Raw genomic sequence first — 25,073 nt, forward strand, 5'->3', positions numbered from 1 at the left:
ATGAACACGATCGCGCCGCTCTCAATGGGACCCACGGCGATGACGGCCCCTTCGCTCTTCAACACCGGCACCCGCCGCAGGGCCGAGCCGCCCGCCGCGACCGGCCCGCACTCGGGCCTGTTCGCCAACGTCGTCTTCGACCGGCCCCTCGACACCGAGTACACCTACGCCGTCCCGACCGACCTCGTCGAGACGGTCGGCGTCGGCAAGCGGGTCGAGGCGCCGTTCGGCCGGGGCGGGAAGGTGACCATCGGGTTCTGCGTCCGCGTCACCGACCAGCCGCCGTCGGCCGCGTTCGAGACCAAGGCGCTGCTCCGCGTCCTCGACGGCGACGCCATCATCGACGACCACCTGATGAAGCTCACCCGGTGGATCGCCGACTACTACCTGTGCGGGTGGGGGCAGGTGCTGCACGCGGTCGTGCCCGCGGGGGTCCGGGAGAACGCCGGCACCCGCGTCGCCGCGTTCGTTGAGCCGGTCCCCCGGGAGAGCCTCCCGAACCCGCTGCCGTCGGTCACCCCGCAACAAAAGGCCGCGCTCGACAAGCTCAAGAAGGAGGGCCGGCCGCTCGAAATCACGCAACTCGCCCGCATCGCGAAGTGTACCACCGGGGTCGTCGCGGGGCTGGTCAAGAAGGGGCTGCTGCGGAAGTTCAGCGAGCGGATCGAGACCGAAGCGGGCGGGGCGCGTGGGCTCCCCGGCGAGGGCGAGGAGCTGGCGGCCCCGACCCCGCTCGCCCCTCTTGAGTTGAACGCCGACCAGAAGCGCGTCTGGGAGCAGGTGCGGGCGGCGCTGCACTCCGACGGCGGGTACAAGCCGTTCCTGCTCCACGGCGTCACCGGTAGCGGCAAGACCGAGGTGTACCTGCGGGCCATCGAGGAGGTCGTGAAGCAGGGGAAGGAGGCGATCGTCCTCGTCCCCGAAATCTCGCTCACCCCGCAGACGATCTCGCGGTTCTCGGGCCGGTGCGGGAACGTCGCCGTGCTGCACAGTCACCTCACCGACGCCGAGCGGGGCGGGTACTGGCGGCGGGTCGCGACCGGGCACGTCCAGGTCGTCGTCGGGGCGCGCAGCGCGGTGTTCGCGCCGACCCGCAAGCTCGGCCTCATCGTCATCGACGAGGAGCACGAGAACAGCTTCAAACAGGAGTCCACGCCGCGGTACCACGCGCGCGACGTGGCGGTGATGCGCGCAAGGCTGGAGGGCATCCCGCTGCTGATGGGGTCGGCGACGCCGAGCCTCGAGAGCTGGTCGAACGCGGCCCGCGGGAACTACACCCTCCTGAGCATGCCGAACCGCGTCGAGAGCCGCCCGATGCCGGCCGTGAAGGTCATCGACCTGCGGCACGAGCCGAAGCCGAGCGGGAAGCACTTCGCGATCGGCGCGACGCTCGAAAAGGCGATGCGCGACACCCTGAAATCGAAGGGGCAGATCATCCTGCTCCTGAACCGCCGCGGGTTCAGCACGCACGTCCACTGCCAGGCGTGCGGGCACGTCGCGCAGTGCCAGAACTGCGACCTCGCGCTCACGTTCCACCGCACCAAGGCGGCGCTGGTGTGCCACTTCTGCGGGTACGAGACCGCCCCGTTCCAGAACTGCCCGAGCTGCTCGCAGCCGGGGATGCGGTATCAGGGGCTCGGCACCGAGAAGCTGCACGCCGAAATCGAGGAGAAGTTCCCGGGCAGCGTGTGCCAGCGGATGGACTCGGACACGATGGCCAAGCCCGGGAGCCACCAGCGGGTGCTCGACGCGTTCCGCGACGGGCTCATCCACATCCTGGTCGGCACGCAGATGATCGCGAAGGGGCTCGACTTCCCGAACGTCACGCTCGTCGGCGTGGTGAACGCCGACGTCGGCCTGCACCTGCCGGACTTCCGGAGCGCCGAGCGGACGTTCCAGATCCTCGCGCAGGTGGCGGGCCGGGCCGGCCGCGGGGACAAGGGCGGGCAGGTGCTGGTGCAGACGTTCACTCCCGAGCACCCGTGCATCACGCTCGCCTCGAACCACGACTTCGTGACGTTCGCGGGGCAGGAACTGGCGCACCGCAAGGAGCACCAGTACCCGCCGTTCCACCGCATGGCCCGGCTCATCGTGCGGAGCGAGAAGGAGGAGGCGGCCGGCGCGTTCGCCGACACCCTCGCGGCCGCGTTCGCCGAGGCCACGAAGCGGGCGCAGGCGGGCGGGGCCGCGGTCGCGCAGGTCCGCATCCTCGGCCCGGCCGAGTGCCCGGTGTTCCGGCTGAACAACTACTACCGGTTCCACTTCCAGGTGCAGTCGGCCGACAGCGGGGTGCTGCACACCGTGCTCCGCGACGTCCTCGCGATCGCCAAGCCCCCGAGTGGGGTCGAGTTCCAGGTCGACATCGACCCGTTCAGCATGTTGTGACCCGGCGGCGGGGCGTATGATGAGCGGGTCGGCCTCCGACCCGCTCATTTACGTTCGAGGGTGTCGCCATGACCCGCCCGGCTGCCTGCCTCTGTGCGCTGTTCGGTGCCGCCCTCCTCGCCGGGTGCTCCGAGGACGCCAAGCCCAAGGGGTACCCGAAGGTCGACTACGGGTACGCCTTCGACACGTCCAACCTCCCGTCGATCGCCAAGCAGTTCCTCGACGCCCCGCCCGCTGCGAAGACCCGCACCGTCGCCGCGGACAAGATGCCGCTCACGTTCATCGACCTCGACGGCAAGACGGTCGACCTCGCCGCCTACAGGGGGAGGGCGAACGTCGTTCTCGTCATGACCAAGGGGATGCCGCAGTCGCCCGGCGGGGTGTTCTGCCCGGGGTGCCTGGCGCAGATGAACGCGCTGGTCGCCAACGCCGCGGAGTTCAAGAAGCGCGGGGCCGAGGTGCTGGTGGTGTTCCCGGGGCCGTCCGAGAAGGCCGGCGAGTTCCTCACCACCGCGAAGGCCCGCGAGGGCGACAAGGCCTCGCCGATCCCTCTGCTGCTCGACATGGACATGGCCGCGGTGACGGTGCTGGGCATCACCGGCGACCGGGCCAAGCCCTCGACGTACGTCCTCGACCGCAAGGGGAACGTCGTGTACGCTTACGTGGGCGAGCACACCACCGACCGGCCGTCGATCAAGGCGCTCCTCGGGCAACTCGACAAGCTGGACGAGAAGAAGTGACGGCGGTGGAGATTGGGTGTGGGTGGTGGGGGATCGGAACCTGGGCCGCTCGTCTTCCCTAGCTTCCCATCTCACATCTCCAACCACCCGCCACAAGAGGCACACATGGCCCAGATGTGGTACATCGAGACGGGCGGCCGACCGGAGGGGCCGCTGACGTCCAAGGAGCTGCGGGACCGCGCCGCGAGCGGCAGGTTGCGGCCGACCGACCGCGTCAGCCCCGACGGGACCAAGTGGGCACCGGCCGCGAAGATCAAGGGGCTCGTGTTCGTCGACACCGTCGAGCAGCGACCGAACGCCACCGTCGAGGTGTCGGTCTCGGCGTCGGGGTCGGTGCGGCCCGTCGCGGTGGCCCCGCCCCCCGCTCCCTCCGTTAAGCCGGCAGCCTCGCCGCCGCAGAGGCAACTCCCCGGGTCGCAGGCCGCGGTCGAGACCAGCGAGGGGAAGCTGGATCGCATCCCGGGGTACGAGATCGCCGGCGTGCTGGGCAAGGGGGCGTGCGGGGTCGTGTACCGCGCCCGGCAGGTCAAGCTCGACCGCACCGTCGCGCTGAAGATGGTGCTGTCCGACCGCCGGCCGTCGCAGGCGGCGCTGGCCCGGTTCGAGAAGGAGGCGGTGTCGCTCGCCAAGCTCCGGCACCCGAACATCGTCGGCGTCTACGACTGCGGGCACCACGACGGGCAGGCGTTCTTCGCGATGGAGTTGCTGGAGGGCGAGGACCTCGGCGCGCGGCTCGACCGCACCGGCCGGCTGGACGAGTTCACCGCCTGGCACATCGCCCGGCAGACCGCCGCGGCCCTCGCGCACGCGGCCGAACTCGGCGTGTACCACCGCGACATCAAGCCCGCGAACCTGTTCCTCACCCCGCCGCCGACGGGGTACCCGCTCCCGCCCGGCGTGCCGCTCGTGAAGGTCACCGACTTCGGCCTCGCTCTCACCCGCCAGACCGACGACGCGACCGACCAGCGGCTCACGGCCGCGGGGGTCGTGCTCGGCACCCCGGCGTACATGCCCCCGGAGCAGTTCGCCGGGTCCGACATCGACCACCGGGCCGACATCTACGCGCTCGGCGCGACCGTCTACCACCTGCTCGCCGGCGACGCGCCGTTCGACGGGGCGACCGTGTGGGAGGTGATGATCAACAAGTCCGGCCCGACGCCGCGGCTCGGCGCGGCGGTTTCGCAGGAAACGGACGACCTCGTCGCCGCGATGATGGCCCCGAAGCCCGGGGACCGGATCGGCAACTACCGCGAACTGCTCGACCGCATCGACACCCTTGCGCTGATGCAGGGCACGGCCGGGTCGCTCCCGTCGGTGCGGATGCCGGCGCTGTCGCCGTCGAGGATCTCCAAGGCGGTGCCGCTCCCCCCGGACCCCGACGACGAGGAGCCGGCCGAGGGGGGCGACGAGTACGACGACGCGCCGCGGTCCCGGCGCTTCGCGAAGCCGCGGCCGAAGAGCAAGGCGAAGCTGTACGCCCTCGCGGTCCTGGGCGGGCTCGGCATCGCCGCGGCCGTGGCGATCGGGGCGAAGTTCCTCGGCGGCAAGCCGGACGAGGCGAACAAGCCCCCCGCGAAGGCCGGCGTGTTCGCGACCGGCGACCGCGAGGAGTTGTTCAACCGCGAGACGCTGCTGGGCTGGTCGGGCAAGGGCTGGAGCATCGCCAAGGACGAGGAGGGGACGGCGGTTCTGGCGGGGAAGGGGAGTGCGGTCCGACCGTTCAAGTCGTCGAAGGACTACCGCGTCGTGCTCGGCATCGACCCGCACGAGGCGAGCGTGGTGGAGGTCGTGGTGGCGACCGCCGAGGGGCCGCCCGCGACCGCGAAGCAGTGGTTGGTCCGCATCGACCGCCAGAAGGGCGCGGTGTTCGGCGTCCGCGAGGGCGAGACCGGTGCGTTCCAGCCGCTCGGTGCGTCGGTCCCAGTGCCCACCAAGGCCGAGGTCGACGCGGGGGAGAAGGGGAAGTACAGCGAGGTGCGGTACGAGCGGGCCGGCGGCCGGGTGCGGGCGTACTTCCTGGGCAAGCCGCTCGGCGAGATCGAGTACACCGGCCTCACCAGGGCGACCGAAATCCGCCTCACCGCCGAGGGCGGCACCGTCCACATCGACACCGCCGCCGCCGAGGAGCTCATCGAGAAGTGACGCGGTTGCGTCGCAACCGCGCGTCGCGAACAATCCAAGCCCAGGAGCGTTGATGGAGCCACTTGCGGCAGGTTAGCGGTTTACCTCACGCGGCATAGGGGCGAGGCCAATGATGTGGTCAATAGGGTTGCGGGGGAGTGCGTACTTTTTAGGTAACGGAACTCCTCTCTCTTCAGCATCTTGATAGGCCTGGGCACGCTCGTGAGGTGGGTATTCTAAGTCTGCGGGATAGTGCCCAGGTGGAATTATTCCTCCCGGGCGGCGTCGGATTCCAACTGCAGTGCAGACATCTACCCCAGCAATTCGATCGAAATCAATCCCTATGTAGTCCCCCGGCAGCAAATCTGTGATTTTGTACATACAGGCTGTGGTTCGGTCGCGGGGAAAGCCACCCGATGCAAGAGTTGGCGAAAGTGCAAATCGTCTGGGTTGCCCATTTCGATCTGGCCGAACGATGACTGAATCCTTCGTCACTTCGACAACTGTGCCTGTGCAGTATTGATCCACCGCTTCAGCCTTTTGAGGTGCAGGTAGAGCTTGGATCTCGAAAGGGGTGAATGGTTGAAGATGCGATAAGTATAAAATTATGAACGCACTAAACACAGTTCAAAACTCCGTCAAGGGTGACTAAGGTTGACGCACGGAACTCAACGTTCGGGAGAGAATCGGCGAATCCGAATCGAGCAATACGAGTGCATGTTGCAGATGAGGATTCGCCGTGTTTTTGGGTTGTTGTGATATCAAGTGGTCAGATTAATTGCATTCGCTGGGCTCCCGGCAGTGTTCAAGGTAAATGACTTCGCCGGTGGGCCAGCGGCGTACTGAAGATTCGTCGTCGTGAAAGTTCCAGTATAGGTGTTATTCCTCGACTTGATAATATTCCAGACGCTGTTGGCGACTGTGCCAGCTCCAGCTGGATTGGTCGGAGAGAGAGTCGCAGTTCCTCCTGGAAAAACGTTCACACCAAATTCCCCACCAGACTCCCAGTGGTCACACTTCCCCGCGGTGGTTCCGTCAATTCCGGGTTCGTAGGTGCCACCATCAATATAGCAGTACCCTCAACGTAGAACGTGCCGTAGTGCTTCCCACCCACACCAGGATTGTAGCAGATTGACACCGTGCCTCCGCGAATCGCTAGCGCTCCAGTTAAAGTGGCAGTCTGAGCAGCGACGGTATCCGCAAGATTTGGATTGTACAACGTTCTTAATGTTCCCCCGGCGATCCGGGTTTCCTTGGCGACACGCAGCTCTGATCCTGCTTCAAGTTGTAAGTAGGAGGTGCCGTCTTGGTAATACGATATGCTTGTCTGGATGCCTAAATTTGGAATGGTTACTGATCCACCCAGCTTGACTGTGGTGGAGCCCAGAAATGTGACGACGCCGCTCGAATTATACATCGGGACTCCGCTCGCGTCAAAGGTTCCTGGTCCGCTAACTTGAAATGTGGCGGCTTCTACGTTGATTTGCTTGACACCAATATACTTGACCGTTGTGGTGACCGTAAGCGGCTTTGCCTCCATTTTGGTCCCAGGTTTAACCGTCACTTCGGGAAGATTTTTGAAGTCATAATCTCCTTCAAAGATGACAGCAGTGGCGCTGTTTGTTAGCGTGAGGTTGCTCCCAATGCTCACAGTTCCACCCCCCACGGGTGCAAATGTAGCACTAGCTCCACTAAGTGTCAGTGTCGCGAGGTTGGTGGTATTATTGAGCGTTCCGCCAGTCCACAGCATTGCCACAGTGACGGTGAGGTCGGACCCGAAGGATGTGGCGGGCTTGTTGAGGGTGCCGCTGGTCAGTTCCAGGTTCCGCACGGTTACGTTGTTCGACAGGGTGACGGTCCCGGTGTACCCGCCGACGAGGTGCAGTTCGGCGAATTGGGTTGTGCCCGACCCGCCGCTCGGGATCGTCACGCTCGCGTTTGATTGCGACCCATCGAAGTACAGCGCTGAGGTCGCGGTCGGCACGCCGAGGGACCAGTTCGCCGCGGTGTTCCAATCGCCGGTGCCCCCGAGCCAGTAGTTCGGGGCGGCCTCGTCGTCGAGAATGGTCACCGTCGCCGAGGCCGGGCTGGTGACCCCGTACCCGGTGCCGACCGCCACCGTCACGGACACGGTCTCTCCGGCGTCGGCCGCCACATCGTCGATCGCCCCGACGGATACATCGACGGTCGCGGCCCCGGCCGGGAACGTCACCGTGCCACTCAGGGCGGTGTAGTCGGCCCCGGCGGTGGCCGTGCCGCCGACGGTGTACGCTACGGTCAGCGCCGCACTGGTGATACCGGTGCGGGAGAATCGGAACGTGCCGGCCGCCCCGCCCTCGGCCGCGTCCGCGACCTTCGCCACCGTCACCAGGGGCGACACGGCCTCGACCCGAATGGCGTCGAGCGCCCACGCCCCGACGGGGGCTGTACCCGCCTGCCGTCCCGGGGTACGTCGTCCCGTTGAACGCGGACACGATCCGCACCCGCAGGTTCGGGTTGTCCGCTACCCCCGCGACCGCCGACAAGTACACCGGCCGTCCGTTCAGCCAGCCGTTGGTACCGGGCACGGTTAGCGTCGCAACGTCGATCCACGGACCCACGCCACTTAGGGATACCTGCACCACCTCGCGGCCGGACCCCTGGGGCGTGTTCTTCTGGTCGAAACGCAGCACCACACCCGCGTACCCGGCGGTGCTCACGGCGAGCTGAACCCCGGCCGTCTTGTTCGCCGTGCCCTGGGCGGGGAACCCGGTCAGGTTGAGGGCCGAGTCGTCGGCGGTCGCCGGGTCGGACGACCCGATCCCGGATACGAACGACGTGCTCACGCCGCCGATGGCTGTGAGGGTGCCGGTCCCGAATGATGGGGTGACGCGGCCCGTGGTCACGTTCCCGTCGGGCGGGGCCGAGTTGAAGTCCCACGCCGCGAGTACCGTGGGCATGACGCGGTCCCCGAGCGGTTCCATCTGTGGGCGGAACGGCACCGGGGCCGCCCCGGAGCGCCGCCGCGAGCAACGATCAGACGGGGGGGGGCGAACATCTTGGCGAGCCAGCGGGACACGAGCGGACGAAACATCCGTAACCCCTGAAACGGGCGAGCGAGATGCGAACAACCAAAGTGTTCGCGGATGAGAGGTGTGGCGGATCGGAGTTGGAGAACCCCGAAGAGGAGAGAGGATTGGGTGCGGGGCAGGCACCCGAAGAAACTGTAACGCTGGCCGTTCGGTTCGTCAAGCAAATTCGCGACAAAGAGAACCACGATGTGCGTTGTTCGTGCCGTCACAGCAGTTGCGGGATCGGGTCGGCGTCGTGGCCGAGGAACACGGGGCGGTTGTTCGAGGTGTACAGCGGCTTCGCCCGGTCGATGCCGAGCTTCTCGTAGATGGTCGCGGCGTACGCCTCGGGGGTGAACGGGTCGCTCGCGACGTGCCCGCCGTCCCGGTCCGTCGCGCCGATCACCTGCCCGCCGCGGACCCCGGCCCCCGCGAACGCGATCGAGTAGGCGTTCGTCCAGTGGTCGCGGCCGTGGAACTTGTTCAGCTTCGGGGTGCGGCCGAACTCGGTGACGAAGCACACGAGCGTCTCGGCCAGCAGGCCGCGCTGGTCCATGTCGGCGATGAGCGCCGCGAACGCCCGGTCCGTCGAGCCCATCATCACCCAGTGCCCGATCCCGTACCGCCCCTCGCCGCCGGCCTTGTCGCGGACCGTGCCGCACGACCCCTTCGCGTAGATCTCGTCGTGGTGGTCCCAGTTCAGGTTGAACCCGCCGGGCACCTCGGGGGTGAGCGGCCACCGGGCGTCGACGGTCACGAACCGGACCCCGGCCTCGATCAGCTTGCGGCCCACGAGGTAGCACGCGCCGCGGTGCCCGACGCCGTACCGCTCGCGGACCGACAGCGGCTCGCCCTGGTAGTCGAACGCCTTCGCCACCTTCGGGCTGGTGAGCGTGTCGAACGCCTGCTCGTAGAACCGGTCCATGCCGCCGAACGCCGCCGTGCTGCCCTGCCCGAACCGTGCGTTCATGCCCCCGAGGAGCTGCTCGCGGGCGGCGAGCCGCTCGGCGCTCGTCTCGGGCCGCGGCTCCAGCCCGCCGACCTTCCACTTCGGGTCGGCGAGGTTGGCGCCGCCCGTCTTGTACACCTTGGTGCCGGCCGAGAGGAACCCGGTGCTCGTCTGGCTGGCCTGCTCGTGGTTCCCGGGCACCATGATGTACGGCGGGAGGTACGGGCAAGCGGTCCCGAGCACCTGCGACACGACCGAGCCGATGTCCGGCATGCGGAGCGCGCTGCCGGGGTGCGACCCGGAGAGGGCGTACTGGGTGCCGTCCGGGTGCCCGCTGGCCCCGGCCTTGGTGTGGCACATCGACCGCACCACCGCGAGCTTGTCGGCGACCTTCGCGGTCTCGGGCATCAGGTCGGTGAAGTGGATGCCGGGCACCCGCGTGCGGATCGGCGAATGCGGGCTGCGGTGCTCGGCGACCGCGTCCGGCTTCGGGTCCCAGGTGTCCATGTGCGACAGCCCGCCCTGTTCGAGCACGACGAGGACGTACCTGGCGGCGGCCTTCGAGCCGGACTTCTCGGCGGCGGCGAGGGCGAGGCACTGGGGGAGCGACCAGCCGAGGACGCCGGCGGCCCCGAGGCGGAGCGCGTCGCGGCGGGACGGGAAACGCACGGGCGTCATAACCGGCACTCTCGGAAGGGATTGCGGGCGGGTTCGGCGGGCGGTGCGGGCGGGCTTCACTCAGCAGACACCATCATCCCACACGACCACCCCAAACCGGACAGCGATTCCGAGAGAATTGGGGTGCTAATGGGGCGAGCCGCGTATGCGAAGGGGAACTGCCCTCACCGCCGCGGGTGGCACCGTCCACATCGACACCACAGCCGCCGAGAGACTCATCGAGAAGTGACGGCTGGGTTCAGTCGGTAATCTGGCACTTTTGACCGACGGGCGCACAGAGTAGTTGAAAACTGCGAGGAGCGAAACACGGGGTCTGGCATCATGGTGGCCGGGCCGGCGATCGCTGCTCTTGGGCCACACTACAACTTATCGAAACCCGAATAACCAGTGAACGATTCTGTCCCATACGCTGACGCGAAGAGCTGGAGCAGCACCCCAATAACTTAGGGCGCCGCTGTCTGAATTGTAATACGCGCAAATGATGGCGTGGTCATCTCGCCATTCGTGATAGTGTCCGGGCGGGGGCCACTCCCCCGAAGTCTTGAAAAAGCCATAGGTTTGCTTCCGGGTCGAGTAGTCGCCAGGCGGCCCGTACATAATGAGAATATCATCGAGCGTCCGAAAGCGAGCGTCGCTGAGGTTTGCGCTCTTGTACCCTTTGTCGACCAGCGGCGAACCTCCACGAAACCCGACTACGATGCCGAGGGTGGCAACCACGAGCACCAGGATGGTGCAACGAAGCCCTCGCCGCATTTTACGCTCCTCTAGATTTAATCCGACGCCGCGATCCACCGCGCTAACCAGAGGCTCCGCCCTGGGAATGCGCTCAACACTCACGGTGCGTAGTACCTCACGACGCTGAATGGATTGACCGTGCCGGCCGGATTCCACTCTCCGCTGTCCAGGATGTGTGAGGGATAAGCTCTGTCCCACTCCGCCACCTTGGGCAGCAGTGACCGGAACACAACGAATGAGGCCACCGGAACGCTGGCGGGCAGAACACCTCCGACCGCGACTAGGCGAAGCTGTCGAATGTTCGCTTCCGAAATATTGTAATATGAATTCTTGATAATGTACCTTTTATTGAACGGGAGGTTCTCGATCTTGCGGATTGTGGGCGCGCCGGGGTCATTTACCGTCGCCCCAGTCGAAAAGTCTACCGGCGTCAGAGCCGTGTTGATGTACGTAAACATCTGCACGCTCCTGGTATTGTATGCGACCGACCGGGGGGTCACTGGGCCGGAATGATTCTCGGCAAACATAGAGAGGGTCGCGGCGGCCCCATTGCGGCCAGCCAGCGTATTGAGCCACTCGGCGGGCGAGGCCCCTCCGTTCGTGTCATCCATCAATTGGGGGCCGGGCAGGTTCGCCTGTAACTTCTCGGCGGTGGTGCGCTGCTGGAATAGAACCCGATTCGTCGTGCCCCTCAATTCCAACAGGTCGCCTTCGGGAATCGTTCCCTCGGTCGTCAGCCGTGCGAGCCACTCGCCCGTGTAGTTCGAGTTGAAGACTTCTGCCTCGCCGTCGTACACGATGCCAAGGTAGGTCTTCACGCCGAACGACCACGACCCGAGTTGTTCGCCCTGAGCGTTCATTGCACCAGGCACCGCCCCCCATGTACCGGGGTTGGGATCGATCCGTTCTACCCGAACTGCGATTGGGATCGTCGCTACCGCGAATCGGCTGCTCGCTGGCCCGTCGATCTGGAACTGCCCCGGGTTTGTGACTGAGGGGATGAGCCAGAGCCCGTCCACGTTGCTGGCCTTATAGTCCTGCTTCCCCTGCGCGTCGACGCCCGGCAGCGTCGGGGACGATCCGAACACGCTGACGCGAATCGTCCCCGTGCCCGCACCCGCGAAGTTTGCATCGACCCGTTGAATCCGCACGTCGCCGTACTTCGGGTCCGCTTGGTTGCGGCCGAACACCACCGTGCCCTGGGGAAGGCCGGGGGTGGTAATGAAGTGGGTGCTGAATCCGTTGCCCCCGAGCGGAATCCGGGCGGCCATGGGAACGGGGAACTGCGGGGTGTTCGCCGCGTTGATGGGGTTGGCCCACTTTCCCGTCACGTTCGTGATCTGGATTTGGGCGGTGATCGTCTGGACCTGCGTGACCGGAATCACCGTCGCAAGCGTTACGCGGATGTCGTTGTAGACCTCGCTGACCGATGCCGGGGTGTACGTCACCGTGGCAGTTTCGCCGTCGTGCAGGGATAGTATCGGCTGATCCACCGTGCCCCGCCCGCTCGCGTGGACGACCACCTCGAACTCTTGGTCCGGGTCGCCGCCCGGGTTGGCGAAGACCACGTCGAGGGTGAGTGGCGTGCCGGGGTCCACGAACGTTGCCAGCGGCCCCTCGGTCGTGAAGTACGCATACGGGGCCGACGCGGTCAGCAGCGGGAACGTCTCCGACGCCACCCCGCCGTGCCCGTCGTCGGCGATGACGGTAACTGATACCGTGCCCGCCTCGGCAATCGTGCCCGAAACCGTCCCACTGTCTGGGTCAAAGGTTAACCAGCTCGGGAGATCCGGCACCGTGATCGTGAGCGGGTCGCCGTCCGGGTCCGTGGCGGTGAAGAAATTCAACCCGGTGAGCGTCTGCCCCACGGTGAACGGAGTCGTCGGGGCCGCCTCGATGATGTACGGAGCGTGGTTGTGGTCCGTCACCGTCCAATCGAATGTCACGGACGTCTCAGCGCCGCGGTAGTCCGTCACTGATACCATCGGGTGGTACGACCCGGCCGAGGTGGGGCTCAGCCGCCCGGAAATCATCCCCGTCGCCGGATCCATCAGAACCCCGTCGGGCAGTCCGGCTGCCGAGAACGTGATACTATCCCCGTCTGGGTCGGAGGCTTGCACCGTGAACCCGATCTCGTCATCCTCGCGGTCTGTCCGACCGGCCGTAACTACGACCACAGGCGGGTGGTTTACAAACTCTTCTTCGTACAGATCAACGGTCAGGGTGCCGGAGTTGTCGCCGTAGTAACCGGGGATGTCGCTGTACCACCCGGTGACTTGCGTTCCCTGGCCCACGACATCGCGGACGTACTGGTGGTCGGTCTGGTACTCGCCCCAGAAGTTACCGGTGGTGTCGCCGCCGTCCACGCCCGCAATCCGCACGCCGTGGTTGTTCCACGCGTACCCGGGGCTGGAGCCGTCCTGCGGACCGGTGCTCTTGTTGTACCGGATGTACTCGGCGTCCGCGAACCCGGTCGAATCGGTCGCGATGCGAGCCGTGCCCGAGGCCACCGCGAGGTAGTTCACGCCAGCGTCGAGGACCACGTTCGAGGTTACGCCGGCTGCCACGTTCTGGTTGGTGCGGGTGGCGACGGTGAGGGTGTCGACCTTCACCCACGCCCCGCCGTTCGGGCCGGTCAGCGGGATCGCCGCGGGCACGGTGCGGTCCTCCAGCGGCGTCACGCCCAGCACGGTGCGGAGGCGGCGGCGATCAGACGGGGGGGCGAACAACTTGCCGAGCCAGCGGGTCCAGGTCGGGCGAAGCATTCGGCGTCCTGTTGGGGATGTTCAGCGGCCACGGGAAAGTTCAGTCGTGTGGAAAGTAACTTGCGCCGTTCGGTTGGTCAAGCACATTCGCGACGGACATGATCGTTTCGCGGCTGGTGCGGGTCGGGAGGGTGGTGTGGGAGCGGGGAAGGGAGCGGGGGGAGGCGGGGCGGTTTCGCGAGGCGGCCCGCCAACATTCTCCCGCGGCGGGTGTTGTGTTCGTTGACAGCCGTAGTTCCGGGATGATACCGTGAATCCATCGGCACCGTTCGCCGCTCGAACTTGAGTCACCGACTCGTCTCCCGGGGGTCCGTAGTCCCGGCCCGGGTCGGCCGTTCGCACATGTCGTCCGTGAGAACGAGACGAGGGACCGAGGCAGCCCCAGGCAACGTTCGACGCCCCGAGTCGGCCCGCCGCACCCGGGACGGGGCGGCGACCCCGCCCCCGCTCGGGTCCGCGACCCCGCACACGCACCCGCTCCGGAGACACCCGATATGGCAGTACCGCAGAAAGGCGTTTGGGGCATCGACATCGGTCAGTGCGCCCTGAAGGCCATCCGCCTCGAACTGATCGACGGCCGGCCCACCGCCACGGCGTTCGACTACGTCGAGCACACCAAGATCCTGTCCCAGCCCGACGCCGACCCGGACGCGCTGATCCGCGAGGCGCTCGAGAAGTTCCTGTCCCGGAACACCCTCAAGTTCGACGACGTCGCCATCGGCATCGCCGGCCAGTCCGGTCTCGCCCGGTTCGTCAAGCTCCCGCCGGTCGAAGAGAAGAAGATCGCCGAGATCGTCAAGTTCGAGGCCAAGCAGCAGATCCCGTTCCCGCTCGACGAGGTCGTCTGGGACTTCCAGAAGATCGCCGGGGGCGAGTCGGTCGACGGGTTCGCGCTCGAAACGGAGATCGGCCTGTTCGCCATGAAGCGGGACGTCATCGCCCGCTACCTCGGGTACTTCGCCGGGTCGAAGGTCGAGGTCCACATGGTCCAGATGTCGCCGCTGGCGCTGGTCAACTTCGCGACCTACGAGATCCTCAAGAAGGGCGGGAGCATCCCGGTCCCCGAGGACGCGCCGGACGCCAACGACGACACGCCCAAGGGCAAGAAGCGGTGCGCCGTCGTCATGGACATCGGCACCGACGCCTCGAACCTCATCATCACCGACGGCGGGAAGATCATCTGGCAGCGGCCGATCCCGCTCGGCGGCAACAACTTCACCCGGGCGCTGACGAAGGAGCTGAAGCTCACGTTCGCCAAGGCCGAGCACCTGAAGCGGAACGCCGCCAAGAGCCCGGAGATGGCGAACATCCTCAAGGCGATCAAGCCCGTCCTCACCGACTTCGTCGGCGAGGTGCAGCGGTCGCTGGGGTACTTCACCAACACGCACCGCGACGCGCACGTCGCGTACCTGGTCGGCCTGGGCAGCGCGTTCAAGCTCCCCGGGCTGCAGAAGTACCTCGGCGACAAGCTGTCGCTGGAGGTCCGCAAGCCGTCGAAGTTCGCCCGGCTGGCCGGCGAGGGGGTCCTGGCCGACCCGCTGTTCCAGGAGAACCTGCTGACGTTCCCGATCGCCTACGGCCTGGCCCTCCAGGGGCTCGGCGAGGCCCGGCTGGCGACCAACCTGCTCCCGCCGGAGATCCGGTTCGACCGCATCATCCGCGGGAAGAAGCCGTACGCGGTCGCGGCCGCCGCCATGCTCCTGGTCGGCACCACCGGCCTGGCCCTCGGGTTCTCCGCCGACCTGAAGTCGGTCTCGGACGCGAAGATCAAGACGGCCCAGGACCACATCAAGGCGGCCATCGGCCAACACGATTCGCAGTTGACCAAGTTCAACGACTCGAAGAACAAGTCGCTCGAGGAACAGGCCCGCGGCAAGACCGTCATCGCCGGGCAGGAGGAGCGGCTCAACTGGCCCCGGCTGATCGAGGTCCAGACGGCCGTCATGCCCCGGGCCGGCGACAAGGCCGACGGCGGGAACATCCCCGGTGATTTCAAGTGGCAGGGGTCGGAGAACGTCGGCGTCGCGGCGCTGGACTGGTTCAAGCAGCGGATGGCCCGCGGGGTGCCGATCGAGCAGGCCCTGGCCGACGACGCCTCGGACCACCCGAAGAACCTGGCGATGGTCAACGTCGAGGCGATCCACACCCGGTGGGTCACCAACCCGGCCGAGTTCCTGGCGGCCGCCGACGACGCGGTCTACGGCGACGGGAAGACCCGCGGGTACGGCAAGTTCATCGCCGAGAAGATGCTCGACGCGGAGAAGGAGCCGTCGCCCGAGCGGGGCGAGGGGAAGTTCAAGCCCGCGTGGAAGCCGGTCCTCGGCCCCAACGAGAAGCCCCCCGAGGGCGTGTGGGTCGTCGAGGTCCGCGGGTACACCGACCACCACGAGGGGCCGGCGTTCCTCGAGCGGGCGCTCCTGCGGAACCTCCAGAAGTTCGACACGTTCGCCGCCCAGGGCGAGGTCAAGGTCCGCAACGAGAAGGGCGAGGTCACGGTCCGCAACGACAACAAGGTCGGCCAGTTCATCGTCGGGGTCCAGGACCCGGTGAAGGGCAAGGTGTCGCACCCGTTCATCTACAACATCTGGATGGTCGAGGACGCGCCGCAGAACACGTTCAAGTACATCTCGGCGTCGTACCTCGACAAGCTGTTCGCCGACCGGGGCGGCCGCGGCGGCGCGGGCGGGTTCCCGGGCGGGCCGCCGGTGCCCCCGCCCCCCGGTCCGGAGGGCGGCGCGCCGGCGGCCGCGGCCCCGCTCGGCCCGGACTGGAAGGAGCGGCTCACGGCCACCGCCGCCGCCGCCCAGCCCGGCGGCCCCGCCCCGTTCACCCCGCCCCCGCCGGTCGGCGCCCCGGGTGTCGGCGAGAAGAAGGACGGCGCCCCGACCCGCCGCCGGTACGAGTTCGTCGTCATGTTCATCTGGCGCGAGCCGGTCCCGTCGGGCAGCGGCACCGTGGACCCGAACGCGGCCGCGGGCGGCGCCCCCGGCCAGCCCGGCACCTTGCCCGGCCGCGGCGGCGAGTGACCCGCCCGGACGCCGTCGCACGAACCGCCCCGCTGAGCCCACCGGGTTCGCGGGGCTCCCCCCATACACACTACCACCCCGCGGGCTACCGTCATGGCAAAGAAGGACACCAAGGAACTGCTCAAGAAGCACCACTTCTGGGTGCTCGCCGGCCTCGTCCCCCTGTTCGTGCTGATCGCCGTGTTCACGATCAGCTCGAGCGTCGGCGAGGCCATCGAGAACCGCGAGAAGGAGTACAAGACCAGTGCGCAGTCCATCGAGCCGAAGCTGAACCCGAAGTCGGACAAGCTCATCGAGGCGATCCAGTCGCAGGTGAGCAGGGTCCAGGACAAGAAGAACGAGCTGTGGAAGCAGAACTGGGAGCGGCAGAAGGGCCTGTACGTGTGGCCCAAGACCTCGGCCCGGCTCAAGGAGGTCGAGCGGCTGGGCCTGAAGTTCGGCGACCCGATCCCGTCCGGGGACTCGCAGTACGCCGAGTTCCAGAAGCCCGAGGTGTACCTCGCCGAGTTCTCCAGGGACCTGCCCAACAAGAAGGCCAGCCTGCCGAACCCCGGCATGGCCGACCTCATCGCCCCGACCCAGTTCAAGGCCGGGTGGCAGTCGGTGCTCCGGCACGTCAACGCCTGGGACGAGCGGCAGCTCACGTCCGAGCAGATCTGGCTCATGATGGAGGACGTGTGGGTCCAGCGGTCCATGCTCGACGCGATCCGCCAGGTGAACGCGCAGATGGCCGAGTTCCAGCGGGTCAAGTACGTCAAGGGCGACCAGGTCATCGACGACCCGGTGAGCAAGCAGCCCAGCGACCCGCTCCGCCGCAAGTTCCGCAGCCGGATCTGGGAGCTGGAGCTGGAGGTCGCCAACAAGGACAACAAGCGGGTGCTCGGCGGCCGCCTCATCAACCACACGGACCGGCTCCAGCTCATGGGGCTGAACAACACCATGGTGGTGAAGGTGTGGCTCCAGCCCGGTAGGGACGTGGCCCCGTTCGAGTTCAAGATCGGGGGCGAGTTCCTCCCCGGCCGCGGCGCGACCAAGCCCGACGGCACCCCGGCGAACGTGGTGACCATCGTCCCGACCGACGAGCACATCATCACCGGCGACGTGGTCGAGATCGTCAAGGTCGAGCAGGTGTTCGACACCCGCACCGTCCCGGTCCGCCGGATCGAGAACCTGGCCCTCGGCCTGCCCGACAGCCGGTTCGCCGACAAGCAGATGAAGGTGCCGAACTTCAAGGCGTTCGTCGAGGAGGAGCAGCGCGCGGCCGCGGCCGCCGCGGCGTCCGCCGGCCCCGCGACCCCGGGCGCCCCGAAGGGGCCGGCGTTCCCGCCGCCCGGCGGGATCTTCCCGGGCGGCCCCGGGGCCACCGGGGCCGGGCTCCGGTTCGGCGGCGGCACCGTCGACCAGGTGGTGAACGCCAACAAGAAGCGGTACGTCGAGGTGACCGGCGAGGTCCGCCGGATGCCCGTGGGCATCGCCGTGGTTGTGGACCAGGCGTACATGCAGGACGTGCTCCTGGCCTACGCCAACTCCCCGCTCAAGTTCCAGATCACCCAGGTGACCTGGACCCGGTTCCGGGACGCGCTCAACAACGGGCTCAACAACCCGAACAACCCGCTGGACCCCAGCGGGGGCGTCATCATGTCGGGCAGCGGGAACCTGAGCGGCGAGTTCCTCCCCTCCGGCCCGCGGCCCCCGCTGCCCGGCCCCGGTCCGTTCCCCGGGCCCGGCCAATTCCCCGGGCCGGGCGGGACCGGCCCCGGCGGCCCCGGCACGGGGACCCCGTACGGGTTCCCGGGCAGCGGCGGGCTCTCGACCGTTTCCGAGTCGCAACTCACCTCGGGGCTGATCGAACTCGACGTGTACGGCGTCGTCTCGCTGTACGAGAAGTACGCCGCGGGCGAGGGGACCGACCCGAAGGCCAAGGACGTGCCGGTGCGGGTCGAGCCGCGGGTCGAGCCGAAGCCGAAGGCCACCGAGCCCACGCCCCCCGCCGGGAAGGGCGGCGACGCCCCGGACCCGAAGGCCCCCGGCGACAAGACCCCCAGGGACGCGGCCGTCCCCGACCCGAAGACGCCGAAGACGCGCCGCCGCGGCCGCTGACGCCGCGGGACCCGCCAACGCCGCCGCCCGCCCCGTGTTGTGATGACGGGCCCCGGGCGGCCCGACCCGAACCCGAACTCACCGCACGCCCCGCTGGAGGTGCCGCGCCATGGCCAAGGGAAAGTCGAAAGCTGACATCGCGCAGATGCTGGTGGCCAAGGGCGAGGTCCTCGCCGTGGCCGTCGCCGGCCTGTTCCTGTTCGTGTTCCTGATCTGGGGCGCGACCCGCTGGTCCGGAGCCAAGAACCCGACCGATCTGGCCCAGAAGCTCGACAGCCGGGCCGACGAGGTCCAGCGGAAGATCCGCGCGACCGAGGTGTCCGGCGACGACATGAAGGAGGCCGAACTGCCCAAGTGGATCCTCGAGCAGCACCGGCAGCAGCCGGTGTCGGTCGAGTGGTTCTCCACCACCGGCCCGCAGTTCGACCCGATCGCCAAGCCCGATACGAAGCGCGAGAACCCGCTCGTGCTCCCGATCGGCGCGTACCAGGTGGACCTCGTCCGCGCCCCGATGAAGGGGTACGACATCCTGTTCGACAACCAGGGCCAGGCCCGGATCGGCGTCATCACCACCAAGGCGGTCAACGAGAAGGACAAGGCGAAGCAGAAGGAAGCGATCGAGGCGTTCCGGCGGAAGTTGCCCGGGGCGCGCCCCGTCGTGCAGCCCCAACCGCAGCCCCAGCCCCAGCCGCAACCCGGCGGCGGCTTCGGCCCCGGCCCCGGCGTGGGGCCGGGCGGCCGCCCGATCGCGGGCTTCAACCCGTACGGCCAGTCCGGCGAGGCGTTCAACGCCAACGCCCAGCGGATCGAGAAGGCGCTCAAGTACGTCCCGCTCGACGAGCTGGACAAGGCGGTCGAGGCCGGCGAGCTCCCGGCCATGACCGTGATCCCGCTCCGCATGGTCATCATCAACGCCGAGGTGCCGTACAAGAAGCAGGTGGACGAGATCAAGCGGGCGCTGCGGCTCCCGAGCTTCGAGGTGGCCCAGCGGTGGGGGCCGCTGTACGACGGGTACGAGGTCCAGCGCCGCGTCTCCCGGGTGCTCCCGGGGGGCAAGACGGAACTGTTCCAGGACTGGTCCGACTACAACTACGAGGACAAGTACGTCGAGTTGATCAACGCCCGCAAGCTGGCCGACCACTTCGAGGACGGCTACCTGTCGCACTTCATCCGGTACGACATGGCGCTGGCGCTGCCCCTGCCGAAGCTGGTCGAGGAGCTGGGCGCGTACCCGAACGTGCGGCTCGACGCGATCAACGCGACCATCAAGAAGATGAAGGACGCGACCACCAAGCCGCAGTCCCCGTCGGACCTGATGATGCGGCTCACCAGTCGCCCGCCCCGCCAGAGCCTGTACGCGCCGCAGGACGGGGGGACGGCCGCGGGCATCTTCTCGCAAGAACTGGTGGGCGGGCCGGTGATCACCCCGGTCAAGGCGGCGGCCCCGAAGGGGCTGTTCACCCCCGGCACCGGCCCCGGCGGCTACCCGAAGCCGGGCGAGGCGTCGAACCAGGAGGCGGCCCCGCCGGTCCAGATCGAGCAACTGCTCCTGCGGTTCATCGACGTGGACGTGAAGCCCGGGTACACGTACGAGTACCGGGTCCGGCTGCGGATGATGAACCCGAACTTCGAGATGGTCAAGGAGGTCGCGATCCCGGCCTACGCCAAGGTCAAGGAGGTGTTCAGCCCGTGGGCGCAGATCGCCGACGCGATCACCGTGCCGAGCGAGTCGTTCCTCTACGCCATCGACCCGGCCGCGTTCCGCAAGAAGGTCGACGAGGAGTACGGCAAGGAAAAGGAGCTCCAGAAGCAGCTCCAGGCCAAGGACAACCAGGTGGTCGTCGAGATGGCGAGCTGGCTCGAACAGGTCCGCACCGACGCGGGCGGGAACCGCGAGCCGGTCGGCGCGTGGGTCGTCGCCGACATGCCGGTCGGCCGCGGCGAGTACGTGGGCCGCAAGCAGTACATCAAGCTCCCGCTCTGGTCCAGCAAGGACAATATGTACGTCCTCCGCGAGGTGGCCGACCGGTCCATCGTCGGCAAGAAGGACGTGGCCCTGCCGCGGGGCTGGCTCGTGGACTTCACCACCAAGTCGGTCCTCGTGGACTTCGAGGGCGGCAAGGTCGTGACGAAGTCGGCGGTCACGGGCAAGACGGTCACCGAGGACGCGGCGGCCGAGATGCTCATCGTCCGCCCGGACGGCAAGCTGTTCGTCAAGAACAGCCTGACCGACGAGGCCGACGAGGGCCGCCGCAAGATCGTCGGCGACTGGGACAAGTGGATCTCGGTCGTGCAGCAGCGGCGGGCGACCGCCACCACCGGGCCCGAGAACCCGTTCGAGAAGAAGTGACGGCGGTTGACCGATCGCACACCGCGGGGGGCTCCGGCCCCCCGCGGTCGTTTCCCGGCCCGCCTTGCCCGGTCCGGCCGCGGGCGGTACAGTGCCAGTAACTTTCCCAAGATACTGACGGAGCGACCGACATGGCGACCGAGACGACCTTCCGCGGGCACGTGTACGACGACATCACGCAGTGCATCGGCCACACCCCGCTGATCCGCCTCCACCGCATCGTCGGGCCCGACTGCAAGGCGACGGTCATCGCCAAGCTGGAGAACTTCAACCCGCTGTGGTCGGTGAAGGACCGGATCGGCGTGGCGATGATCGACGCGGCCGAGAAGGCCGGGAAGATCACCCGCGACACGATGATCGTCGAGCCGACCAGCGGCAACACCGGCATCGGCCTCGCGTTCACCTGTGCGGCCCGCGGGTACAAGCTCACCGTCACGATGCCCGACAGCATGTCGCTGGAGCGGCAGCGGCTCCTCAAGGCGTTCGGCGCGACCCTCGTGCTGACCCCGCGGGAGTTCGGCATGAAGGGGGCGGTCGCCGAGGCGACGAAGATCGTCACCCAGCTCGGCGGCGAGCCCAAGGCGTACATGCCGCAGCAGTTCAAGAACCCGGCCAACCCCGAGGTCCACCGCAAGACGACCGCCGAGGAGATCTGGCGGGCGACCGGCGGGAACATCGACATCCTGGTGTCGGGCGTCGGCACGGGCGGCACCATCACCGGGTGCGGCGAGGTGCTCAAGGCGCGCAAGCCGGGGGTGAAGTGCATCGCGGTCGAGCCGGCGGCGAGCCCGGTGCTGACGCAGCACCTCACCCAGGGGGTGCCGAAGGACCAAGTGAAGCCCGGCCCGCACAAGATCCAGGGGATCGGGGCGGGGTTCATCCCGGACGTGCTGAACACCGCCGTGATCGACGAGGTGGTGACGGTGACCGACGACGAGTCGTTCGAGATGGGCCGGCGGCTGGCGAAGGAGGAGGGGATGCTGTGCGGCATCTCGTGCGGCGCGGCGGCGGCGGCGGCCGTGAAGGTCGCGAGGAGGCCCGAGAACGCCGGCAAGGTGATCGTGGTCGTGCTCCCGGACCTCGGCGAGCGCTACCTCAGCACCGCCCTCTACCCGCAGGACTGACGCCCAGTGTCGGCGAGCGGGGGGCGTGAGCCCCCCGAGTTCTTCGCCTTCGCACATCACTCGGGGGGCTCACGCCCCTCGCTCGCCTAGACGCGAGACACCGCCGGTACACTCCCAGCGTCGGCTCGCTTCTCGCGCTCGTTCTTGAGGTACAACATGTACCCCATCACGCACATGATCGTGACGAGGATCGCCAGGATCGCGTAGCGGATCCACGAGTTCCGGTACGACCACTCCTTGTCGGCCTTCTTCTTCTTTTTCTTCTTCTTGGGCCGCTCGTCTTCGTCCTCGTCGTCCGCGTCGTCGTCGTCGCGGGCCGCGGCGGCCGACTTCTTCTGCGGGCCGGACGCGGGCTTCTTCTTGGGCCGCTCGTCCTCGTCGTCGTCCTCTTCGGGTTCCTCGGCCTCGAAGCCGCACTCGCACTTCGGGCAGATGACGGTCGAACCGGGCTTGAAGCCGGCGGCGGACTTCAGACCCGCCCCGCACTCGGGACAGGTCAGGCGGTTGATGGGCACGGGACGCTCCGGGAATGACGTGTACGAGTCGCGGTACAGTGTACCCGCCGCGCGCCGGGGTGCAAACGGACCCCCGCAACTTCACCGGTGACTGGTGACGCCGACCTGCTGGCACATGGCGAGGAGCGGGCACGTCGAGCACTTCGGCGCGGTGCCGGTGCAGACGTGCTTCCCGAACGGCACGAGGAGCGCGTTGATCTCGACCCAGTTCGCCTGCGGCAACGCCCCCTGGAGCGCCGCCATCGTCTTCTCGGGCGTCTTCGCGGCCACCAGCCCCCAGCGGTTCGTGACGCGGTGGACGTGGACGTCGACGCCGATGAGCGGCAGGTTGCACGCGATGCCGAGGGCGAGGTTCGCGCACTTCGGGCCGACGCCGTGGAAGTCGAGCAGCACGTCGGGGTCACAGGGCAGGGTGCCGCCGTGCTCCTCCACCGTGCGGCGGGCGATGTCGCGGATCGTCTTCGCCTTCGGCTCGTGGAACGTGCTCTGCCCGATGAGGTGGTCGATCTGCTTCTCGGACAGTGCCGCGACCCCGGCGGGCGTACGCGCCGCGGCGAACAGCGCGCGGGCGACCGGCAGCGTGACCTCGTCGCGGGTGCGAATGCTGATGATGCACGCGACGAGGATCTCGAAGACGGACGCGTGCCCCTCGTCGAACAGCTCGAACAGCGCCGCCCTGGGGTACGGTGCGGTGGCCGTGCGGAGCAGCGGCAGCGCGACCGTCACGTCGAAGGGCTTCTTCCGGGGTCGTTTGGGAGCCGGCATCCCGCTACTCCTTGCCCAGAATCAGATCGACGACCCAGCACCCGCGGCAGTGCGGGCCGTTACTGCGGCAGTGGTTCAGCACGTCGTCGCTGTCGCACCCGGCGTCTTGCAGCGCATCGGCGAGGATCGGCATGCGGTCGAACGCGCGCTCGGCGTAGATCCCCTCCGCGAGCGCGACAACCGTTGACGTGCGCCACGCCGGATCGATCGCGACCGAGCGGAACGGGTTGCCGAAGATGTCGCGGAGCAACAACGATTGAGTCCGCCACTCGTCGGCTTCTCGCCTCGCCATCAGTGCCCCAAACTTCGCCTCGTCCTCGCAAACAGCGAGTAGTTCTTCATCACCAATCAGGGTGATCGACGAAAAGACATTCGGCATTACAGAACCGAGATCGAGGTTGATTCCGAGCCCACAAACAGCGGTCGACGTGTACTGATTGCCGCCTTTGAGGTAAATGTTGTCGTCTGCTGCTTTCGCCTGGACCGATGCCACTTGCAACTCGTCCGCAGTTGCCAATCCGTCAGCGAATCGCTCGGCAACAAGGACCATCGACCGACTGCCTTCCTCCGACATGCTCTCCCAAACACGCCGACAGCATGCCACGCCGAACAGCCGCAGCTTGCGGTTGCTCGCCTTCGCCCGCAGGAACTCCAGCATCGGCGCCGGGTCGGTGCAAGTCAGCCACTCGTGTTCGGTCACGGCGTCGGCTCCGGTCGTGGCGCATCAATCTTTCGAGCCACGGGGCTTGCCCCCGTGGTGTTCCGCTCTCCCAAGCACCACGGGGGCAAGCCCCGTGGCTCGAAAGCAACATGGGGATGAACCCCGTGGCTCGAAAGCGCCAAACATCACTCCCCGCGGAGGGCGTCGAGGGCCGCGCCGATGTCGGGGGAGCGCATCAGCGACTCGCCCACCAGCACCGCACGCGCGCCGGCCGTGCCGAGCCGCACGAGGTCCGCGTGCGACGTGATGCCGCTCTCGCTCACCACCGTGCGGTCGGCGGGGATCTTCGGCAGCAGGTCGAGCGTGTGCTCCACCCGCGTCGTGAACGAGCGGAGGTCGCGGTTGTTGATGCCGACGACCGGCCCGCCGGCGGCGAGCACCCGCGGCAACTGGTCGGCGTCGTGCAGTTCGATGAGCGTGTGCAGCCCGAGCGCCGCCGCCTGCCGCTGGAGCGTGGCGAGTTCGTCGCTTGGGAGGCACTCGGCAATGAGCAGGACGGCGTCGGCCCCCGCAACACGCGCTTCGAGGAGTTGGTAGCGGTCGATGACGAAGTCCTTCCGCAGCACCGGGCACCCGACCGCCGCGCGAACGGCGGTGAGGTACGCGAGGCTGCCCTGGAAGTAGTCCGCGTCGGTGAGCACGCTGATCGCGGCCGCACCGTGCGCCTCGTAGGTCTTCGCGATGACGACCGGGTCGAAGCCGGCGCGGATCACCCCGGCCGACGGCGACGCCTTCTTCACCTCGGCGATGACCGTGATCTGCCCGTCCCGGCGAAGTGCGGCTGTGAAGTCGCGGGTCGGCGGCAGCGCCGCGACGCGGCGTTCGAGTTCGGCGTCGGGTGCGGCCGCGCGCGCAGTCGCGACCTCGCGCCGCTTCGTCTCCATGATCTTGTCGAGAATCGTTGGCATGAACGCGGGTCGCTCGTTTGGGTGCGGTGCATAGCTCCGAAGCGTGGCGGTATGGGATGACGTGTCGGGTGAACGTCGCGGGTGGAACCCCCTCACCCGCCGCGAAGCGCGGCGACCTCTCCCCCGAGACCGGGGGCGAGG

General features: G+C 67.7%; 14 protein-coding genes. 7 read left to right on the forward strand and 7 right to left on the reverse strand.

Going from position 1 to position 25,073, the window contains the following annotated elements; genetic code table 11:
* The first annotated feature begins 39 nt into the window (after window positions 1-39).
* The 3 genes from priA to ACTIGN_RS18305 all read left to right on the forward strand — a co-directional run bounded on the left by priA (window position 40) and on the right by ACTIGN_RS18305 (window position 5,267).
* A complete protein-coding gene (priA, locus tag ACTIGN_RS18295) occupies window positions 40-2,385 on the forward strand; it encodes a replication restart helicase PriA (protein WP_439626410.1) in 2,346 nt (781 codons plus the stop codon).
* A gap of 68 nt (window positions 2,386-2,453) precedes the next feature.
* A complete protein-coding gene (locus ACTIGN_RS18300; protein WP_439626412.1) occupies window positions 2,454-3,125 on the forward strand; it encodes a peroxiredoxin family protein in 672 nt (223 codons plus the stop codon).
* Between the two features lie 105 nt (window positions 3,126-3,230).
* A complete protein-coding gene (locus ACTIGN_RS18305) occupies window positions 3,231-5,267 on the forward strand; it encodes a protein kinase domain-containing protein (RefSeq protein WP_439626414.1) in 2,037 nt (678 codons plus the stop codon).
* A 958-nt stretch (window positions 5,268-6,225) separates the two neighbouring features.
* On the opposite strand, the gene ACTIGN_RS18310 is transcribed toward ACTIGN_RS18305, so the two are convergent.
* From ACTIGN_RS18310 to ACTIGN_RS18320, 3 genes are all read right to left on the reverse strand, one after another.
* Entirely contained in the window at window positions 6,226-7,626 is a 1,401-nt protein-coding gene (locus ACTIGN_RS18310; RefSeq protein ID WP_439626416.1) for a Calx-beta domain-containing protein, read from the reverse strand.
* Window positions 7,627-8,522: 896 nt separating this feature from the next.
* Complete coding sequence (locus ACTIGN_RS18315; protein WP_439626418.1) at window positions 8,523-9,923, reverse strand: DUF1501 domain-containing protein; 1,401 nt, start codon at window positions 9,921-9,923, stop codon at window positions 8,523-8,525.
* A gap of 833 nt (window positions 9,924-10,756) precedes the next feature.
* On the reverse strand, window positions 10,757-13,423 hold the full coding sequence (locus tag ACTIGN_RS18320; RefSeq protein ID WP_439626420.1) for a putative Ig domain-containing protein: 2,667 nt from the start codon (window positions 13,421-13,423) through the stop codon (window positions 10,757-10,759).
* Between the two features lie 494 nt (window positions 13,424-13,917).
* Between ACTIGN_RS18320 and pilM the strand changes: the two genes are divergently transcribed.
* From pilM to cysK, 4 genes are all read left to right on the forward strand, one after another.
* Window positions 13,918-16,449, forward strand: a complete 2,532-nt coding sequence (gene pilM, locus ACTIGN_RS18325; RefSeq protein ID WP_439626422.1) for a type IV pilus assembly protein PilM — start codon at window positions 13,918-13,920, stop codon at window positions 16,447-16,449.
* Between the two features lie 93 nt (window positions 16,450-16,542).
* Window positions 16,543-18,549 carry a hypothetical protein gene (locus ACTIGN_RS18330; protein WP_439626424.1) on the forward strand — a complete coding sequence of 669 codons (2,007 nt, stop codon included), beginning with the start codon at window positions 16,543-16,545 and terminating at the stop codon, window positions 18,547-18,549.
* Window positions 18,550-18,658: 109 nt separating this feature from the next.
* Complete coding sequence (locus ACTIGN_RS18335) at window positions 18,659-20,899, forward strand: hypothetical protein (protein WP_439626426.1); 2,241 nt, start codon at window positions 18,659-18,661, stop codon at window positions 20,897-20,899.
* A 131-nt stretch (window positions 20,900-21,030) separates the two neighbouring features.
* Entirely contained in the window at window positions 21,031-22,023 is a 993-nt protein-coding gene (cysK, locus tag ACTIGN_RS18340) for a cysteine synthase A (protein WP_439626428.1), read from the forward strand.
* An 86-nt stretch (window positions 22,024-22,109) separates the two neighbouring features.
* On the opposite strand, the gene ACTIGN_RS18345 is transcribed toward cysK, so the two are convergent.
* The 4 genes from ACTIGN_RS18345 to trpC all read right to left on the reverse strand — a co-directional run bounded on the left by ACTIGN_RS18345 (window position 22,110) and on the right by trpC (window position 24,932).
* On the reverse strand, window positions 22,110-22,538 hold the full coding sequence (locus tag ACTIGN_RS18345) for a hypothetical protein (protein ID WP_439626430.1): 429 nt from the start codon (window positions 22,536-22,538) through the stop codon (window positions 22,110-22,112).
* A gap of 81 nt (window positions 22,539-22,619) precedes the next feature.
* Window positions 22,620-23,303, reverse strand: a complete 684-nt coding sequence (locus ACTIGN_RS18350; RefSeq protein WP_439626431.1) for an endonuclease III domain-containing protein — start codon at window positions 23,301-23,303, stop codon at window positions 22,620-22,622.
* 4 nt (window positions 23,304-23,307) lie between these two features.
* The gene (locus tag ACTIGN_RS18355) at window positions 23,308-24,003 is read right to left on the reverse strand and encodes a hypothetical protein (protein WP_439626433.1); all 696 of its coding nucleotides are present in this window, start codon (window positions 24,001-24,003) and stop codon (window positions 23,308-23,310) included.
* Between the two features lie 146 nt (window positions 24,004-24,149).
* A complete protein-coding gene (gene trpC, locus ACTIGN_RS18360) occupies window positions 24,150-24,932 on the reverse strand; it encodes an indole-3-glycerol phosphate synthase TrpC (RefSeq protein WP_439626435.1) in 783 nt (260 codons plus the stop codon).
* Between the last annotated feature and the right edge of the window lie 141 nt (window positions 24,933-25,073).

The organism is Gemmata sp. (assembly GCF_051859125.1).
Classification (GTDB): Bacteria; Planctomycetota; Planctomycetia; order Gemmatales; family Gemmataceae; genus Gemmata.